The following is a 17506-nucleotide window of genomic DNA, read 5'->3' on the forward strand; positions in this document are numbered from 1 at the left end:
GAACACGTTCCCGGTCACTGATGCGCGCTGAGAAGAGCGGCCGGAATCATCTCGTCGGCGGCCAGTGGAGGCCCGAGTATGACCTGTCCGTTGGCGGCGGCTGACCTGCGCAGGGCCTCGGGGGTCACGGCCCAGCCGGGCGGCTTGGGCCGGGATCGGTCCCAGCCCGCATCGCGGAGGAAACCCTCCATGCCCGAGGGAGTGGCGATCGCGAGCATATCGACGTCATCCGAGGTGAACCGGTACGCGTGAGGGACGGCGCGGGGCAGGAAGGCGACGCCGCCCGCGTGGAGCTCGAAGCGGCGGTCAGCCGCCCAGATCAGGCCGCTGCCGCGCAGCATCACGAAAATCTCGTCTTCGTCGGGGTGCAGATGCACGGGGGAAGCCGTTGCGGTCGGCACGGTCGATCGGAACACGCTCAGATGGCCACCCGTGTGCTCGGCGTCCAGCAGAACCTCCATGGTTCCACCGCCGAGCCACTCCAGTTGGTCATGCTCGCCGACCTGGGCCACATAGGGAGAACTCACTGCGATCCTTTCGCGCTCCGGCTGATCGTCCGATGGACGCTATGCGGGCACTGCGGTTCCTGGAATCCCAGAAATCTGGGAGGCCAGGGACAGGGCCCGGTCAAGCGTCATGTCGCCGCCGCATGCGAGCGGGTGGGCCTCCAGCAGGTCCGTCATGCGGGTCTCATTCGAGGAGCAGCGCTTACACTCTCCCGGTGCGCAGGCTGCAGACCGATATCGAGGGAATATGCCGGCTCGGCCTGGACTCGCAGACGCTGCGTTCCCAGGTGATGGCCCGGCTGCGCCAGGACGTCCGCTACGACGCGTTCTGTTTCGGCACCATCGATCCGTGGACGCTGCTCGTCACCGACGACATCTCCGCAGGAATCCCGCCCGGCAACGCGGCACTCGCGTCGTACAACGAGTACCTCGAGGCCGACGTGGACAAGTTCGCCGATCTGGCGCGGACCGGACGCACGGTCGGAATTCTCAGCCACAGCGCGGGCGGTGATCCGCGCAGGAGCCTCCGCTTCCACACAGTCTTGCCGGTCATCAATGCCGAGCACGAACTGCGTGCCGTCTTCCTGGCGGACGGTGAGTGCTGGGGCGCGGTGTCCTTGTTCCGGCGGGGGGAGCAGACGGACTTCACCCCGCAGGAGGCGGCGCTGGTACGCGCGCTGTCACGGCCGGTCGCGGTAGCCCTGCGCCGCGCCTGCGTCAACACGTCGCCGACCGCGGCGCAGGGCGTGCCCGGCCCAGGCGTACTTGTGCTCGACAAGGTCGGCCGCACCGTGGTCGCCAATGAGACGGCGCGGTACTGGCTGCACGAGCTTGGCACGCTGCCCCTCCACGAGGTGGCGGCGGCGGCCCGAGCCGGGCGAGGCGAAGAGGCGTATCTGCGGGTGCGGGCCCGCACCGGACGTTGGCTGTCGTTGTGGGGTTCGACGCTGAACGGGGAGCCGGACAGTGGTGCCTCGGTCGTCATCCAGCCGACGCCCGTCTCCGACGTCACTCGAACACTGGCCCGTGCCCACGAACTGACGGCGCGGGAGCAGGAGATCCTGGAACAGGTGATCTCCGGTCGGCCGTCGATGGGAATCGCCTCCGTCCTGACGATGTCCCAGTACACCGTGCAGGACCATCTGAAATCAATTTTCGCCAAGTTCGGCGTGCGAAGCCGCGGGCAATTGGTGGCGCGTGCCCTTGGCATTCCGTCCGCAGACGGCACTGCCTGATCCGCCCGGAGGCCCCGTGATGCCCTGGCCGCGGAGGCAGACCCGTCCGGCCGGAATTAATTCCGCAATTTATCCGACCCGATGAGCCTGGCGCTCTCACCCGCCTGCCCCTAGGTTCACCAATCCAAGACTCGTGCAGCGCTCGCCAACTGGCCAGGCGCTGCTTCGCTGTTTCTCGATCGATCGATGGAAAAAATCACGATGCGAAAGACCCAACCGCAATATATGGACGGTGCCCAGGCGCCGCACGAACCGCCGCCTTCGCTGCAGATGCTTCAGTTCCTCGCGGGGTTCCAGATCTCTCAGGCGCTGTATGTGATCGCCAAGTTGGATGTCGCCTCACAACTCGAGGGCGGGCCCAAGGCGGTCGCCGAGCTGGCCGCGCGGTGCGGTGCGCGACCCGAGATGCTGCGCCGGATCGTTCGGAGCCTCGCCCCCCTCGGTGTCTTCCGTCAGCCGAGCGAGGACATGGTGGAGCTGACACCGCTTGGCGCCACTCTGTCCACTCAGCGTCCGGACTCGCTCAGGGAGGTCGCGCTGTACTGGATGGAGACGCACTACCTGCCGTTCAGCGAGATTCTGCACACCGTCCGCACCGGAGAGCCGGCCGCCCAGCATTACTTCGGGAAGCCGTTCTTCGACTGGATCGTCGCGGATCCCCGCATGGCCGAGCTGCAGAACAGGGGCATGGCCGGCCTCGTCGGCGGGATGCGCGACCGGATGTTCGACGGCTACCGGCTTCCCGCGGGTGACGTCGTCGCCGACATCGGTGGCGCCGACGGCACGATTCTGAGCCGTCTCCTTGCTTCCGAGCCCGCACGTCGAGGAATCCTCTTCGATCTACCCGAGATCCTTCCGAGCGCGCGGAAGAAGATCGAGGAGGGCGGGATGGCCGAGCGCATTGACGTCGTCGCAGGTGACTTCTTCGCCTCAGTGCCGTCAGCCGATGTCTATGTGATGGCGGCGATCCTGCACGACTGGGACGACGCCTCCTGCGTACGCATCCTCGAGTCCATCAAGGAGGCGGCGGCGCCCGGTGCACGGCTTGTCGTCATCGAAGGCGTGGTGCCGCCCGGCGACGAACCGCACGCCACCAAACTGATCGACCTGACCATGCTCGCCCTCACCACCGGGAAGGAACGCGACGCAGCCGAGTGGCAGCAGCTGTTCTCCACCGCCGGCTTCGTCCTGGACCGGATCGTTCCCACGGCGGACGACTACTCCTTCATCGAAGCGCGCCTGGGTCGGTGAGGACGACCTCGGCGAGGTCGTCCTCACCGCCTATTGAGATCAACTGAGATCAACAGCCCATAGACCCCGCATCTACGCGTACAGAACACCCACGCTCGCCTGAGCTGTCACCCTGCTCCCGCCCTGGTACTGCCTCACGGAGCCATCAGAGGCGCTACCCATGACCCAGTCGGGCGGGCATGGGCGTTTGCCCGCTCCCTGTCGGTCATCGGAACGCCCCCTTCGGTCGGGCTGGTCCGCCGGGACATTCCGCTGCAGGGTCACCGGGATCCGCGTCAGCACGGCGAACCGGCTTTCCGCCGGGCGCGGGTGTTCGTCGTTTCAGCTCCTTTCCTCTTCTTCCGCCTCTTGCGCGCCGCCCTGCGCTGCCCTGCACCGCTCTGCGCTGCCCTGCGCCGCCTCTCTGCGGCAGAACGATCGGTTCCGGCCAGCCCTTGCGGCAGTGCCCGTAAGAGCCGCGTCAAAGGCGTGCTGATCGCCGTATGGGACCCGTCAACGACGGTCGGATCCGGCCATGGGGCGGGGTTTCCTTCTTGCGTTGTCCGTTCGATCCGCTGTTCGCGGATCTCCCCCGACCTCTTCTCCAGGAGCTCGCGATGGCCGATGTGGCCTTCGTTGTCGCCACGATCGCGGTGTTCGCGCTGGTGGCCTTTGTCGCCAAAGGGGTGACGAAGCTGTGACCGTCGAAAACGTCGTCGGCCTGATCGTGGCCGTCGCCCTGCTGGGCTATCTCGTCCTCGCCCTGATCTTCCCGGAGAGGTTCTGAGAACAAGCATGAGTCCCGTATTCGCCGGCGTGCTACAGCTGCTCGCCCTCATAGGGGCGCTGGCGCTCGCCTACGTCCCCCTCGGCAACTACATGGCCAGGGTCTACGCCTCCGACAAGCACTGGCGGGTGGAGAAGTGGATCTACAAGGGCATCGGTGCCAACCCCGACACCGAGATGCGCTGGACCGCGTATCTGCGCGGGGTGCTGGCCTTCTCGGCGGCCGGGGTGCTCTTCCTCTATCTGCTGCAGCGGCTCCAGGGCAGCCTGCCCGGTTCGCCGGGGTTCTCCTCGATCGAGCCCGCGCAGGCGTTTGACACGGCCGCGTCCTTCGTCACGAACACCAACTGGCAGTCGTACGCCGGTGAGCAGGCCATGGGCCACGTCGTGCAGACCGCCGGTCTGGCCGTGCAGAACTTCGTGTCGGCCGCGGTGGGCATCGCCGTCGCGGTGGCGCTGGTGCGTGGCTTCGCGCGCTCGCGCACCGGTGAGCTCGGGAACTTCTGGGCGGATCTGGTGCGCGGGACGGTCCGCGTCCTGGTGCCGGTGGCGGCGGTCGCCGCTGTGGTGCTGGTCGCCTGCGGGGCGATCCAGAACTTCTCCGGCATTCACGAGGTGGGCCAGTTCATGGGCGGCTCGCAGCAGTGGAACGGCGGGGCCGTGGCCTCGCAGGAGGCCATCAAGGAGCTGGGCACCAACGGTGGCGGGTACTTCAACGCCAACAGCGCCCACCCGTTCGAGAACCCGACCCCGTTCACCAATCTCTTCGAGATCTTCCTGATCCTGGTCATCCCGCTGGCGCTGACCCGCACCTTCGGCGTCATGGTCGGCTCGGTCAAGCAGGGCTACGCGATCCTGGCGACCATGGTCACCATCTGGGTCGGCTTCGTCGCCCTGCTGATGTGGACCGAGTTCGCCCACCACGGCCCGGCGCTGCAGGCCGCCGGTGGTGCGATGGAGGGCAAGGAGACCCGCTTCGGGGTGGGCGCCTCGGCGCTCTTCGGGGTGTCGACCACGCTCACCTCGACCGGGGCGGTGGACTCCTTCCACTCCTCCTTCACCGGCCTGGGCGGCGGCATCACCATGCTCGGCATGATGCTGGGCGAGATCGCGCCCGGTGGTGTGGGCTCCGGCCTCTACGGGATGCTGATCATGGCGATCATCGCGGTGTTCATCGCCGGGCTGATGGTCGGCCGTACCCCCGAGTACCTGGGCAAGAAGATCGGTTCCCGCGAGATCAAGCTGGCGGCCTGCTACATCCTGGTCACCCCGGCGCTGGTGCTGATCTTCACCGCCGCCTCCGTGGCCCTGCCGACGCCGCCGAACTCGATGCGGGGCTCCGGTGCGCACGGCTTCTCCGAGGTGCTGTACGCCTTCACCTCCGCCTCGAACAACAACGGCTCGGCCTTCGCGGGCCTGAACGCGAACACCGACTGGTACAACACCACGACCGGGCTCGCGATGCTGTTCGGCCGCTTCGTGCCCATGGTCTTCGTGCTGGCGCTCGCGGGCTCGCTCGCCGGGCAGCGGCCGGTCCCGGCCACCGCGGGCACTCTGCGCACCGAGAAGCCGCTGTTCACCGGGTTGTTGGTGGGCGCGATCCTGATCATCACCGGTCTGACGTACTTCCCGGCGCTGGCGCTGGGGCCGCTGGCCGAGGGGCTGGCGTGATGACCACCCGCAGAGAAAACCACGAGGACTCCATGTCCACTGCCACTCCGACCAGGGCGCCGCACAGCGGCGCTCCCACCGGGCACGGCTCGGCCGAGGACCGTGTCGGCGCGGGTCTCTTCGACCCCAAGCAGCTGCTGCGGTCGCTGCCGGACGCCTTCCGCAAGCTGGATCCGCGGGTGATGGTGAAGTCGCCCGTGATGTTCGTCGTGCTGGTCGGGTCCGTACTGACCACCGCGTTCTCGTGTCAGGATCCGGGCGACTGGTTCGGCTGGGCGATCAGCGCCTGGCTGTGGCTGACCGTGATCTTCGCCAATCTGGCGGAGGCGGTCGCCGAGGGCCGTGGCAAGGCGCAGGCCGACACCCTGCGCAAGGCCAAGACCGACACCGTCGCGCGACGGCTGCTGGGCGACGGCTCGGAGGAGCGGATTCCGGGGACCGGGCTGACCATCGGGAACCTGGTGGTCTGCGAGGCCGGCGATGTCATCCCCGGCGACGGCGATGTCGTCGAGGGCGTCGCCTCGGTCGACGAGTCGGCGATCACCGGCGAATCGGCGCCGGTCATCCGGGAGTCCGGGGGCGACCGTTCGGCCGTGACCGGCGGGACGAAGGTGCTGTCCGACCGCATCGTCATCAGGATCACCACCAAGCCGGGCGAGACCTTCATCGACCGGATGATCAACCTGGTGGAGGGCGCAGCACGGCAGAAGACGCCCAACGAGATCGCGCTGAACATCCTGCTCGCCTCGCTGACCATCGTCTTCCTGCTCGCCTGCGCCACACTGCCGCCGTTCGCGGATTACGCGGGCACGCATCTGACGATGGTGGTGCTGGTGGCGCTGCTGGTCTGTCTGATCCCGACGACGATCGGCGCGCTGCTGTCGGCCATCGGCATCGCGGGCATGGACCGGCTGGTGCAGCGCAATGTGCTGGCGATGTCGGGCCGGGCGGTGGAGGCCGCCGGTGACGTCTCCACACTGCTGCTGGACAAGACCGGCACCATCACCCTGGGCAACCGGCAGGCGGCGGAGTTCATGCCGGTGCGCGGCACCACCGAGGCCGAGGTCGCGGACGCCGCCCAGCTGTCCTCGCTGGCCGACGAGACCCCCGAGGGCCGGTCCGTCGTCGTCCTGGCGAAGGAGGCGTACGGGCTGCGCGAGCGCCACCAGGGCGAGCTGGTGGGGGCCGAGTGGATCGAGTTCACCGCACAGACCCGGATGTCGGGTGTGGACGTCGGCGAGCGGAAGATCCGCAAGGGGGCGGCCGGTTCGGTCATCGCCTGGGTCCGGGAGCGGGACGGTACGGTCGCCGAGGACGCGGACCGGATCGTCCACCGGATCTCCGCGGCCGGTGGCACCCCGCTGCTGGTGGCGGTGCACGACGCCGAGGGGGCCCGGGTCCTGGGCGTCATCCACCTCAAGGACGTGGTCAAGGAGGGCATGCGGGAGCGGTTCGACGAGCTGCGCCGCATGGGCATCAAGACCGTCATGATCACGGGTGACAACCCGCTGACGGCCAAGGCGATCGCCGAGGAGGCGGGCGTCGACGACTTCCTCGCCGAGGCCACGCCCGAGGACAAGATGGCGCTGATCAAGCGGGAGCAGGCGGGCGGCAAGCTGGTCGCGATGACCGGTGACGGCACCAACGACGCCCCGGCGCTGGCGCAGGCGGACGTCGGGGTGGCCATGAACACCGGTACGTCGGCCGCCAAGGAGGCCGGCAACATGGTCGACCTCGACTCCAACCCGACCAAGCTGATCGAGATCGTGGAGATCGGCAAGCAGTTGCTGATCACCCGGGGCGCGCTGACCACCTTCTCCATCGCCAACGACGTCGCGAAGTACTTCGCGATCATCCCGGCGCTGTTCGCGGCGGTCTACCCGGGCCTGGACAAGCTGAACATCATGCAGCTGTCCTCGCCGGACTCGGCGATCCTGTCCGCGGTCGTCTTCAACGCGCTGATCATCATCGCGCTGGTGCCGCTCGCCCTGCGGGGCGTGCGCTACCGGCCGATGAGCGCGGACCGGATGCTGCGGCGCAACCTCGGGATCTACGGTCTCGGCGGCCTGATCACGCCCTTCGTCGGCATCAAGATCATCGACATCCTCATCTCCCTCATCCCCGGGATCGGCTGATCGCCATGAACCATTCCGTCACGAACACCGTCCGGCTGTTCGGCGCCGGGCTGCGCGCCCTGCTGATGCTGACCCTGGTCACGGGCGTCATCTACCCGCTGCTGGTCACCGGCGTCGCCCAGGGGCTGTTCCACGACAAGGCGAACGGCTCCGAGATCACGGCACACGGCAAGGTCGTCGGCTCCTCGCTGATCGGGCAGTCGTACGACCTGCCGCTGAAGAAGGGCCAGGAGACCCCGGATCCCGATCTGAAGTGGTTCCAGGGACGTCCGGCGAACGGCCTCGGCAGCAACAGCGTCAACACCCAGTACAAGCTGCTGCTGTCCGGAGCCACCAACCTCTCCGCCGACAGCAAGGACCTCCTCCGGCAGGTCCAGGACGCCAAGGCCGCGGTCGTCAGGAACAACTCGGTGCCCGGCTACACCGTCAAGCCGTCCCAGGTTCCCGCCGAGGCGGTGACGTCCTCCGGCTCCGGTCTGGACCCGGACATCTCCCCGCGGTACGCGAAGATCCAGGTCCACCGGGTCGCGGAGCGGAACGGGCTGTCCGTCGGCCAGGTGGAGAAGCTGGTCAAGGACAAGACCGAGGGCCGCACGGTCGGTTTCATCGGCGAGCCGCGGGTGAACGTCCTCGAACTGAACGTCGCGCTCAAGGATCTCGTGGCCCGGCGCTGAGGTTCGGCGCTGAGGTTCGGCGCTGAGGTTCGCGCGCCGGGGAGTTCCGCGGCCGCGGCCTTCCGAGGAGTTCCGCGACGCGGCCTTCGGGAACGGGAGCCGGTGGCCGGAGAATTCTCCGGCCACCGGCTCCCCGTGCCGTGTGCGGCTAGGCGGGGGAACCGCTGCGCGGCCGCTCCGGCAGCACGGCCCGGTCGGCGGGAGGCACGACGTCCGTGGTGGTCGTGGTGGTCGTGGTGGTCGTGAGGTCCTCGATGCGGTCGGCGAACCCCGGCTCCGGCAGCGGGAGGTCGATGTCGGGGTCGTCGGTGAAGTCGACGGCCTCGGCGACGTAGTCGATGACCGCCCTGGTGGCGGGCGGGACCTCCTGTCCCCTCTTCAGGCCGTGCAGGATGCGGAGGGCGGCGGCCATCTCATGGTCGGTGGCGGTCCAGTCCTCCACGGTGTCGGTGACCGGCGGGATGTCGTTGCCCGCCTGCTCATGCCACCACTCGAGCCATGCGTGCGCCTGGCCGTCCTCGCCCAGCGCCATGTGGTGGAGGTAGAGGCAGTACGCGGCGGCGGGGTCGCCGGCCCCGGCGGCGAACTGCCACCAGAACTGGGCGTGGTCCTCATGCCCGGCCAGCTGGAGCACGCATCCCAGGACCCGGGAGCCGGGCGGCTCGAGGATACGGCGGGTGAGGAAGTCCCGCAGCTGGGTCAGGGCGTCGGGCCGGGCGAGGATCGCCTCGCACAGGGTGTGCAGGTCCTGCGCCATCCGCTCGTCCGCGCTCGGCGCCGCGGGTCCGGCGGCCACGGCTCCGGCCGCCGCGGCGGTCCACCGGTCCTGTTGAGGGGGGCGCTCCTGGGGCGGGGTGCCGCCGGGGTTGGCGTGGCGGGCGGCGAGCCGGGCCTCGGCGGCCTCGAAGTCGATGGGAGGGGTGGGGTTGAGCAGGGCCCGCGCGAGGATGCGGTCAATGGGTGGGGTCATCGGTTGTCCTTGGCCAGGAGTTGTTGCAGACGGCGGCGGGCGTAGCGGGCGGTGGAACGGACACCGGCCTCGGTGATGCCGAGGTGGGTGGCGGTCTCGGCGACGCTGTAGCCGCGGCAGTGGAGCAGGATGACCACGTCCTGCTGGCGTTCGGGGAGCTTCTTGATCGCCTGATAGAGGTTCAGGCTCTCCTCCAGGGCGGCGATGGGGTCGACCGCGTCCTTGAGGATCGCGGTTTCGAAGGTCGCGTTGTCCAGGAGGGCGGGGCCCCGGTTGCGGGCCCTGGCGAGGTCGATGACCCGGTTCTTCATGACCTTCCAGGCGTAGGCGGCCGGGTTCTCCATGGTCAGCACCTTGGGCCAGCAGCGCAGGAGTTGTTCGAAGGCGGCGTCGACGGCCTCTTCGGCGTCCGCGTGGTTGCCGAGGTAGACCATGGCCCGGTCGATGTACGCCTTCCGGTGGAGTTGGTGGAAGGCACGGAAATCGGCGGGGAGTCCGGCGGTCATCGAGGTTATCTCGCGCGAGCGCGGGAAGTCGTTGGTCACCGCTCCCCTCCCTCCTGGTTGTTGCGATGCAGTTCCGATACGCCGACGCGGACTCCCATCGCGGCCGCGCGGCGCAGGAGGGCGATGGCGTCACTGCCGAATACCCGGGTGACGAGTACGGCGGTGACGACGTTCACCACGGTTTGAAGATTCACCGGACTTCGCTGTCCTTCTGTTCGTCGTACGAGGGTGGCCCCCACACGCCCCGCGAGTGCGCCGTGTTGCGCCCTCTGTTCAGATAGCGCGCACCAACGCCGGTTCGTGCATCGGATGAGCCTAAAATCTTACGGAACGCAGCGATCCAATTACGCAAATATGAAAATCTCATCGCCAGATTCGGGGGTACGGGGTCGACCCCGTACCACCCGCGCCGCCCTGCGCCGTCGTACGCGAGCGGCGGGCCATGGGGTGCCCGGCGGACCACGCGGCGGAGCCGCATATCGATACTTCCCCCTCCCCGCCCCTTCCCGCAGCATCGATATGCGGCTCCGCCGCGTGGCAGGGGCTCCGCCCCTGGACCCCGGACGTCGGCCAACCGACCGTCGCCGCCGTGAACACCTGCACCGGCGAGCAGATCGCAGTCGGCGCACCGGCACAGCGGATGACCGGCCGGATGACCGCGCACGTCCAGGCCGTCCCGCCGGGGCCCGGGGCTGAGCCCAAGTTCGCTCCGCCCCCGGACCCCAAGCGGCAAGGAGCCCACCGTCGCCGCGACCAGCTCACCGACCAGAACGCCTACCGCACCGCCTCGGACGCGGTCGGGGCTGGGGCGGAGCCTCAGTTGTGGGAAGGGGCGGGGAGGGGAACAGCGCGCCGTAGGCGGCACGGTCCGTAGGACGACACGCCTAGCCGGTGAGCGTCTGGGTGCCCAGCACCGTGAGCAGGGCGAGGCGTTCGGCGTCCTCGGTGTCGGGCTCGGCGGTGTAGACCACGATGCGCAGATCGCTGCCCGCCACGGTGAGCACATCGCAGTCCAGCGTCAGCGGGCCCACCCGTGGATGGTCGATGGTCTTGCGGGACGCCTCGTGGTGGCCGACGGCGCCGGAGTCCCACAGCTCGGCGAACCGCTCGCTGTTCGCGCGCAGCTCCGCGACCAGCCGCCGCAGCCGCTGGTCGGCCGGGTAGCGGGCGGCGGCCGTACGGAGGTCGGCGACCAGCGCGGCCTGGAACTCGCTCCGGGCCTCATGCGTCTGCCGGGAGCTGGTGTCCTCGCTGACGAAATGGCGCCAGACTCCGTTGCGCTCGTTGCCGCGCCACCGGGACGGATCACCCCTCAGGGCCACATACGGCGGATTGGCCATGAGCAGCGTCCAGGACGCGTCGCTCACGGCGACGGGCGTTCCGGTCAGCCGGTCCAGCAGCCGCTGGACGCTCGGGGTGATGTACGCGGGGACCGTCTCGGGCCCCGGTGGGACCAGCCCGGCCAGCCGGAAGAGGTGGGCGCGCTCGGCCGCCGACAGCCGCAGCGCCCTGGCCAGGGCCTCGACGACCTGGGTCGAGGGATGGGAGGCCCGGCCCTGTTCGAGGCGGGTGACGTAGTCGACGGAGATCCCGGCGAGCAGGGCCAGCTCCTCACGGCGCAGCCCGGCCGCGCGCCGCTGCCCACCGGCCGGCAGCCCGGCGGCCTCCGGCGGGACCCGGTCCCGCCACCGCCGTACCGCCTGTCCGAACTCCGTGGTCGCCATGGTCACCAGTCTGCACCCCGGGCCGGGGACGAGCCTGGTACCCGCGGTCCCAGGAAGACGGAGCACCTGGCTGCCCGCCCGGCCCGGACGCAGCCTGGAGGGCATGACGACAACACTCATCACCGGAGCGAACAAGGGTCTCGGCTTCGAGACCGCCCGCCGTCTGATCGCCGCGGGCCACACCGTCTATCTGGGCAGCCGGGACGCCGAGCGCGGACGCCGGGCCGCCGAGCGGCTGGGGGCGCGGCTGGTCGTCCTCGATGTCACCGATGACGCGTCCGTGGCCGCCGCCGCGAAGACCGTCGAGGCGGGCGGCGGACTGGATGTACTGATCAACAACGCCGGTATCGAGGCGCGGACGCCGGACGGCGGGGTGATCGGCGCCGCCGAGGTCACCGCCGACATGATGCGGCAGGTGTTCGAGACGAACGTCTTCGGCGTGGTGCGGGTGACCCATGCCTTCCTGCCGCTGCTGCGGCGGTCCGCCGCGCCGGTCGTGGTCAACGTCAGCAGCGGGCTGGCCTCGCTGGACCGGGTCTCCACCCCGGACACCCCCATGCACGCCTATCCGGGGGTCGCCTATCCGGCGTCGAAGGCCACGGTCAACATGGTCACCGTGCAGTACGCGAAGGCGTTCCCGGAGATGCGGATCAACGCCGTGGAGCCCGGCTACACCGCGACGGACCTCAACGCGCACACCGGTCATCAGACCGTCGAGGAGGGCGCCGAGATCATCGTTCGTATGGCGACGGTGGGCCCGGACGGCCCGACGGGAGGCTACTTCGACATCGAGGGCACCCTCCCCTGGTAGCGGGGCCCTCTCTGGTAGCGGGGTCCTCCCCTGGCAGCGGGGCCCTCCCCGGTAGGGGGCGGCGGGCCCGTCGGCGCCGCCGCGCTCACTGCGCCCGGCCGGCCCGGGTGCGCCACAGCCACCTGATGTCGCGGGCGAAGGACCAGCTGAGCAGGGTCAGGGCGAGCAGGGCGGCACCGAAGGCCACCGGATACGGGAGCACATCGGCGCCGACGACCAGCAGCAGGACGCCCTGGAGCGCGGCCACCGTCTTGCGGGCCGTGCTCGGGGGCAGCCGGCCGTTCAGCCAGGGCAGCACCCAGGCCGCGGCTACGAAGGCGTAACGCATCGCGCCGATCAGCAGCACCCAGGGGCCGAGGAAGGTGGCCACATAGATGCTGAGCACCAGGATGAGGACGGCGTCGACCTCCATGTCGAACCGCGCGCCCAGGGAGGACGAGGTGCCGGTGCGGCGCGCCACCTGTCCGTCGACCGCGTCGAGGATCAGCGCGACCGCGGTGAGCGACACCAGGGCGGTGACCGGCGTCGGGCTCTCGAAGGAGTCGGCGACCAGCGCGGTCACCCCGCCGACGAGCGTGGCCCGCGCCAGGGTGACGCGGTTGGCCGCGCCGAAGGAGGCGAGCCAGGACCGCTGCAGGGCGCGGGTGAGCACCGCCCAGGTGGCGACCGCGAAGGCCAGGCCGGTCAGCCAGCCCGCGGGTCCCAGGTCGATCGCCGTGCCGAGCAGGACGAGCAACAGCAGCTGCGCGGCCGCGCCGACGGCCGTCTCGGTGCGCAACGCGGCCGCGCCCGCGGCTGTCTCGTTGCGCAACAGCGTCGTGTTGTAGGGATTGTTCAGGGCCACCGTGCACCCTCCGGGCTGTGTGGCGGAGTGAATGGGTGCCGCGTACCGTGTTCGCGGCTTCATGGTCATCCGTACGTGGGCCACCGTCCGATTGTTCAGCCCCTCAGGAGAACGTCGTATGACGCGCACCGCCCGTGCCTTCTGGCTCCGCTCCCCCGGCCATGGCGAGATACGGGAGGTGGACCTGGACGAACCCGGGCCCGGGGACGTGGTGGTGCGCACGCTGTGCTCCGGGGTGAGCCGCGGTACGGAGACCCTGGTCTTCCGCGGTGGGGTACCGGAGAGCCAGTACTCCGCGATGCGCGCGCCGTTCCAGGACGGCGAGTTCCCGGGGCCGGTGAAGTACGGCTATCTCAATGTGGGTCTGGTCGAGGAGGGGCCGGCGGCCCTGCGGGGGCGCACCGTCTTCAGCCTGTATCCGCATCAGACCCGCTATGTGGTCCCGGCGAGCGCGGTGACCCCGGTGCCCGAGGGCCTGCCCGCGCCGCGCGCGGTGCTTGCGGGGACGGTGGAGACCGCGGTGAACGCCGCATGGGACGCCGCGCCGCTGCTGGGCGACCGGATCGCGGTGGTGGGGGCGGGGATGGTGGGTGCCTCCGTCGCGGCGGTGCTGTCCCGGTTCCCGGCCGTACGGGTGCAGCTGGTGGACGCCGAGCCGGCGCGCGCGGAGGTCGCGCGGGCGCTCGGGGTGGACTTCGCGCTCCCCGGGGAGGCGGCGGGCGACCTCGATCTGGTGGTGCACGCCAGCGCCACCGAACAGGGGCTCGCGCGCTCGCTGGAGCTCCTCGCCCCGGAGGGCACCGTGCTGGAGCTGAGCTGGTACGGGGACCGGCGGATCGGCCTGCCGCTGGGCGAGGCGTTCCACTCCCGGCGGCTGACGCTGCGCAGCAGCCAGGTGGGGACGGTGTCCCCGGCCCGGGGCGCCCGCCGCTCCTACGGCGACCGGATGGCGCTGGCGCTCGAACTGCTCGCCGACCCCGCCTTCGACGCCCTCGTCACCGGCGAATGCGGTTTCGAGGAGCTTCCCGAGGTGCTTCCGCGGCTCGCCTCGGGCGAGATTCCGGGGCTGTGCCACCGGGTTCGCTACAACGCGGAATCTGCCGTGTCATCCGTCTGAACACGGGGAACGCGACGGCCGTACTAGAAGGCGTGCCCCGGCTGAGGGCCCGACGCGCCGTATCTGGAGGGTCATCCGTTGTTCAGCATCACCGTTCGCGATCACATCATGATCGCTCACAGTTTTCGCGGCGAGGTCTTCGGACCCGCGCAGCGGCTGCACGGGGCGACGTTCCTCGTGGACGCCACCTTCCGCCGTGCCGAGTTGGACGACGACAACATCGTCGTCGACATCGGCCTGGCCACCCGTGAGCTGGGGGAGGTGTGCGGCGCGCTCAGCTATCGCAACCTCGACGACGAACCCGATTTCAAGGGGATCAACACCTCCACCGAGTTCCTCGCCAAGGTGATCGCCGACCGCCTCGCGACGCGGGTGCGCTCGGGGGCGCTGGGCGAGGGCGCCCGGGGCCTGTCCGGGATCGCCATCACACTGCATGAGTCGCATGTCGCCTGGGCGAGTTACGAGCGTGGCCTATGAGCCCGGCCGCACCGCGTACGGTGCACTTCGTGATGCCCGGCGGCGTGGCCGACCCGGCCGCGCCGAGCGGCGGCAACGTCTACGACCGGCGGATCTGCCGGGATCTGCCCGGCTCCGGCTGGCGGGTCGAGGAGCACGCCATCGCGGGCGACTGGCCCCAGCCGGGCCCGGCCGCCCGCGCCGAGCTGGCCCGGCTCCTGACCGCGCTGGCGGACGGCACGCTCGTCCTGCTCGACGGGCTGGTGGCCTGTGCGCTCCCCTACATCGTCGTTCCGCAGGCCCAGCGGCTGCGGCTGTCGGTGCTGGTGCATCTGCCGCTGAGCGACGAGACGGGGCTGGCTCCCGGCCGGGCCGAGGATCTGAGGGCGCTGGAGGGCCGGACGCTGCGCGCCGTGCGGACGGTGGTGGCCACCAGCGCCTGGGCGGCCGGGCGGCTGGTGGATCTGCACGGGCTGGTCCCGGACCGGGTCCATGTGGCGGCGCCCGGCGCCGACATCGCGCCGCTCGCCTCCTCGGGCGGCGACGGCTCGCGGCTGCTGTGCGTGGCCTCGGTGACCCCGCGCAAGGGACAGCTGCGGCTGGTCGAGGCGCTCGCGCGGATCGACGATCTGCCCTGGGCCTGCGACTGTGTGGGCTCCCTCGAACAGGATCCGGAGTACGCCGCCCGGCTCCGGGAGCTGGTCGAGAAGCTGGGCGTGGCCGACCGGGTGCATCTGCTCGGCCCGAGGACCGGCGCCGAGCTGGACGCCGGCTACGCCTCCGCCGACGCGATGGTGCTCGCCTCGTACGCCGAGACCTACGGCATGGCGGTGACCGAGGCGCTGGCCCGGGGGATCCCGGTGCTGGCCACGGCCGTCGGCGGGGTTCCGGAGGCGGTCGGGCAGGCACCCGACGGCAGGGTGCCTGGCATCCTCGTCGACCCGGACGACCCCGACGCGCTCACGGCGGCGCTGCGCCGCTGGCTGGGCGACCCCGGTGCGCGCCGCCGGCTCACCGCCGCCGCGCACGAGCGGCGCACCGCGCTGGCCGGGTGGGAGAACACCACCCGCAATCTGGCCGGTGCGCTGGAACAGCTCCGAGACGAACCGCGGAGGGCCGCGTGAAGACGACCGACGTACCGCGTTACACCCCCGACTGGCTGGAGCTGCGGGAGGGCGCCGACGCGGCGGCCCGCTCCCCCGAACTCCTCGAGGCGCTCGGCCCCCAGCTGTCCGGCCCGCCGCTGGTGATCCACGACCTGGGCTGCGGCACCGGCTCCATGGGGCGCTGGCTGGCGCCCCGGCTGAGCGGCCCGCAGCTGTGGATCCTGCACGACCGCGACCCCGATCTGCTGGACCGGGCGGCGGTGCGGATGCCCCGGGCGGCCACCGACGGCAGCCGTATCACCATCGCGACGGCGCGCGGCGACCTCTCCCGGCTGACCGCGAGCACGCTGGACGGCGCCTCGCTGGTGACGGCGTCCGCACTGCTGGACGTGCTCACCCCCGGGGAGGTGGACGGGATCGCCGCGGCCTGTGCCGAGGCGGAGTGCCCGGCGCTGCTGGCGCTGTCCGTGGTGGGGCGGGTCGAGCTCACCCCGGCCGACCCGATGGACGCGGAGATCACCGAGGCGTTCAACGCCCATCAGCGGCGCGGCGGTCTGGTGGGCCCCGACGCGATGGCGGTGGCCTCCGAGGCGTTCGCCCGGCACGGCGCGACGGTACGGACCCACGCCAGCCCCTGGGTGCTGGGCGCCGAGCACTCCGCGCTGACGGCCGCGTGGCTGCGGGGCTGGGTGGGCGCGGCCGTGGAGCACCGGCCGGAGCTCGGCGCGCACGCCGAGGCGTATCTGCGCCGCAGGCTGGCGATGGCCGCGTCGGGCGCGCTGCGGGTGGTGGTGCACCACCACGATCTGCTGGCGCTGCCCGCGCCCCGCACGCTGGGGGCGGCCGCGTGACCGGCGCGCTGCGGGCCCGGCTCGGGGCGGCCGCGGGCGTCGCCATCCTCGGGGTGGTGCTGTGGCGGCTGGGCACCGGGGCCTTCGTCGAGGGCCTGCGCACCATCGACGGGCTCACCCTGCTGGCGGCGGTCGGCCTCGGCCTGCTCACCACGGTCTTCAGCGCCTGGCGCTGGTGTCTGGTGGCACGGGGGCTGCGGATCCGGCTGCCGCTGGGCCCGGCCGTCGCCGACTACTACCGCGCGCTGTTCCTCAACGCCGCGCTGCCCGGCGGGGTGCTCGGCGATGTGCACCGCGCGGTGCGGCACGGGCGGGACGCGGGGGATGTCGGCCGCGGTGTGCGCGCGGTGGTGCTGGAACGGGTCGCGGGCCAGGTGGTGCTGATCGCGGTCGGGGTGGCGATCCTGCTGGCCCACCCGTCCCTGGCCCTGGAACACGCCGGTCGGCTGATCGGCGGGCCGACCACGGCGTGGGTACTGGCCGCGGCGTGCGTCCTGTCGCTCCTCGCGGTGGTGGCCGTCCGGCGCCGCCGCGCGGCGCCGGTGGCCGGGCGGCGGCGGGGCGCGGTCCGCGGCGCGCTCCTCGAGGCGCGCCGCGGGCTGCTGGCCCGGGGCAGCTGGCCGGGGGTGGTGATCTCCTCGGTGGTGGTGCTGGCCGGGCATCTGACGACGTTCGTCCTGGCCGCGCGGGTGGCGGGGTCAGACGCCCCGCTGACCGAGCTGGTGCCCCTGATAGTGCTCGCCCTGATCGCCATGGCCCTGCCGCTGAACGTCGGCGGCTGGGGCCCCCGCGAGGGCGTGACCGCCTGGGCCTTCGGCGCCGCGGGCCTGGGTGCGAGCCAGGGGCTGACCGTGGCCGTGGTCTACGGGGTGCTCACCTTCGCC

19 protein-coding genes and 1 pseudogene are annotated in these 17506 nt (G+C 70.9%); 14 read left to right on the forward strand and 6 right to left on the reverse strand.

What is annotated here, in order from left to right:
- Positions 1-14: 14 nt before the first annotated feature.
- The gene (locus J2Z30_RS27915; RefSeq protein ID WP_044577756.1) at positions 15-527 is read right to left on the reverse strand and encodes a cupin domain-containing protein; all 513 of its coding nucleotides are present in this window, start codon (positions 525-527) and stop codon (positions 15-17) included.
- Between the two features lie 194 nt (positions 528-721).
- On the opposite strand from J2Z30_RS27915, the gene J2Z30_RS27920 reads away from it, so the two are divergent.
- The 7 genes from J2Z30_RS27920 to J2Z30_RS27950 all read left to right on the forward strand — a co-directional run bounded on the left by J2Z30_RS27920 (position 722) and on the right by J2Z30_RS27950 (position 8237).
- On the forward strand, positions 722-1741 hold the full coding sequence (locus tag J2Z30_RS27920; RefSeq protein WP_044577755.1) for a helix-turn-helix transcriptional regulator: 1020 nt from the start codon (positions 722-724) through the stop codon (positions 1739-1741).
- 201 nt (positions 1742-1942) lie between these two features.
- Positions 1943-2992: a methyltransferase gene (locus tag J2Z30_RS27925; protein WP_209468872.1), complete on the forward strand. Its 1050-nt coding sequence runs from the start codon at positions 1943-1945 to the stop codon at positions 2990-2992.
- Between the two features lie 482 nt (positions 2993-3474).
- A complete protein-coding gene (locus J2Z30_RS27930; RefSeq protein WP_078956987.1) occupies positions 3475-3672 on the forward strand; it encodes a hypothetical protein in 198 nt (65 codons plus the stop codon).
- A complete protein-coding gene (gene kdpF / locus J2Z30_RS27935) occupies positions 3669-3758 on the forward strand; it encodes a K(+)-transporting ATPase subunit F (RefSeq protein ID WP_010351568.1) in 90 nt (29 codons plus the stop codon). Before J2Z30_RS27930 ends, kdpF begins: the two co-directional genes overlap by 4 nt.
- 8 nt (positions 3759-3766) lie before the next feature.
- The gene (kdpA, locus tag J2Z30_RS27940) at positions 3767-5428 is read left to right on the forward strand and encodes a potassium-transporting ATPase subunit KdpA (protein ID WP_044577751.1); all 1662 of its coding nucleotides are present in this window, start codon (positions 3767-3769) and stop codon (positions 5426-5428) included.
- The gene (gene kdpB / locus J2Z30_RS27945; protein WP_107073392.1) at positions 5428-7563 is read left to right on the forward strand and encodes a potassium-transporting ATPase subunit KdpB; all 2136 of its coding nucleotides are present in this window, start codon (positions 5428-5430) and stop codon (positions 7561-7563) included. Before kdpA ends, kdpB begins: the two co-directional genes overlap by 1 nt.
- 5 nt (positions 7564-7568) lie before the next feature.
- The gene (locus tag J2Z30_RS27950) at positions 7569-8237 is read left to right on the forward strand and encodes a potassium-transporting ATPase subunit C (protein WP_044577749.1); all 669 of its coding nucleotides are present in this window, start codon (positions 7569-7571) and stop codon (positions 8235-8237) included.
- Between the two features lie 148 nt (positions 8238-8385).
- On the opposite strand, the gene J2Z30_RS27955 is transcribed toward J2Z30_RS27950, so the two are convergent.
- Genes J2Z30_RS27955 through J2Z30_RS27965 form a run of 3 tightly spaced genes read right to left on the reverse strand, consistent with a single transcriptional unit; the run spans position 8386 to position 9907 of the window.
- Positions 8386-9207, reverse strand: coding sequence for a hypothetical protein (locus tag J2Z30_RS27955; RefSeq protein WP_044577747.1), 822 nt, complete (start codon positions 9205-9207; stop codon positions 8386-8388).
- The gene (locus J2Z30_RS27960; RefSeq protein ID WP_078956986.1) at positions 9204-9752 is read right to left on the reverse strand and encodes a sigma-70 family RNA polymerase sigma factor; all 549 of its coding nucleotides are present in this window, start codon (positions 9750-9752) and stop codon (positions 9204-9206) included. The genes J2Z30_RS27955 and J2Z30_RS27960 overlap by 4 nt, the downstream gene beginning before the upstream one ends.
- Positions 9749-9907: a hypothetical protein gene (locus tag J2Z30_RS27965; protein WP_167396636.1), complete on the reverse strand. Its 159-nt coding sequence runs from the start codon at positions 9905-9907 to the stop codon at positions 9749-9751. Before J2Z30_RS27965 ends, J2Z30_RS27960 begins: the two co-directional genes overlap by 4 nt.
- A gap of 395 nt (positions 9908-10302) precedes the next feature.
- Here J2Z30_RS27965 and J2Z30_RS27970 point away from each other — a divergent pair, with 395 nt between their 5' ends.
- Positions 10303-10587, forward strand: a complete 285-nt coding sequence (locus J2Z30_RS27970) for a hypothetical protein (RefSeq protein WP_209468873.1) — start codon at positions 10303-10305, stop codon at positions 10585-10587.
- 10 nt (positions 10588-10597) lie between these two features.
- Here J2Z30_RS27970 and J2Z30_RS27975 read toward each other — a convergent pair whose 3' ends face one another.
- The gene (locus J2Z30_RS27975; RefSeq protein WP_044582143.1) at positions 10598-11437 is read right to left on the reverse strand and encodes a helix-turn-helix transcriptional regulator; all 840 of its coding nucleotides are present in this window, start codon (positions 11435-11437) and stop codon (positions 10598-10600) included.
- Between the two features lie 103 nt (positions 11438-11540).
- Here J2Z30_RS27975 and J2Z30_RS27980 point away from each other — a divergent pair, with 103 nt between their 5' ends.
- Positions 11541-12248 carry an SDR family oxidoreductase gene (locus tag J2Z30_RS27980; protein ID WP_044577745.1) on the forward strand — a complete coding sequence of 236 codons (708 nt, stop codon included), beginning with the start codon at positions 11541-11543 and terminating at the stop codon, positions 12246-12248.
- A gap of 85 nt (positions 12249-12333) precedes the next feature.
- Here the strand turns inward: J2Z30_RS27980 and J2Z30_RS27985 are convergent, their stop codons facing one another.
- The gene (locus tag J2Z30_RS27985) at positions 12334-13092 is read right to left on the reverse strand and encodes a CDP-alcohol phosphatidyltransferase family protein (RefSeq protein ID WP_044577743.1); all 759 of its coding nucleotides are present in this window, start codon (positions 13090-13092) and stop codon (positions 12334-12336) included.
- Between the two features lie 118 nt (positions 13093-13210).
- Here J2Z30_RS27985 and J2Z30_RS27990 point away from each other — a divergent pair, with 118 nt between their 5' ends.
- The 5 genes and pseudogenes from J2Z30_RS27990 to J2Z30_RS49920 all read left to right on the forward strand — a co-directional run.
- Positions 13211-14209, forward strand: a complete 999-nt coding sequence (locus tag J2Z30_RS27990; protein WP_044577741.1) for a zinc-dependent alcohol dehydrogenase — start codon at positions 13211-13213, stop codon at positions 14207-14209.
- Positions 14210-14287: 78 nt separating this feature from the next.
- A complete protein-coding gene (locus tag J2Z30_RS27995) occupies positions 14288-14686 on the forward strand; it encodes a 6-pyruvoyl trahydropterin synthase family protein (RefSeq protein ID WP_044577739.1) in 399 nt (132 codons plus the stop codon).
- Positions 14683-15789 carry a glycosyltransferase family 4 protein gene (locus J2Z30_RS28000; protein ID WP_052701652.1) on the forward strand — a complete coding sequence of 369 codons (1107 nt, stop codon included), beginning with the start codon at positions 14683-14685 and terminating at the stop codon, positions 15787-15789. Before J2Z30_RS27995 ends, J2Z30_RS28000 begins: the two co-directional genes overlap by 4 nt.
- Positions 15717-16622: a class I SAM-dependent methyltransferase gene (locus J2Z30_RS28005; protein WP_372453316.1), complete on the forward strand. Its 906-nt coding sequence runs from the start codon at positions 15717-15719 to the stop codon at positions 16620-16622. The genes J2Z30_RS28000 and J2Z30_RS28005 overlap by 73 nt, the downstream gene beginning before the upstream one ends.
- 56 nt (positions 16623-16678) lie before the next feature.
- Positions 16679-17452: pseudogene (locus J2Z30_RS49920) on the forward strand (lysylphosphatidylglycerol synthase transmembrane domain-containing protein); the annotation flags it as partial.
- Between the last annotated feature and the right edge of the window lie 54 nt (positions 17453-17506).

Source organism: Streptomyces iranensis (assembly GCF_017874715.1).
Classification (GTDB): Bacteria; Actinomycetota; Actinomycetes; order Streptomycetales; family Streptomycetaceae; genus Streptomyces; species Streptomyces iranensis.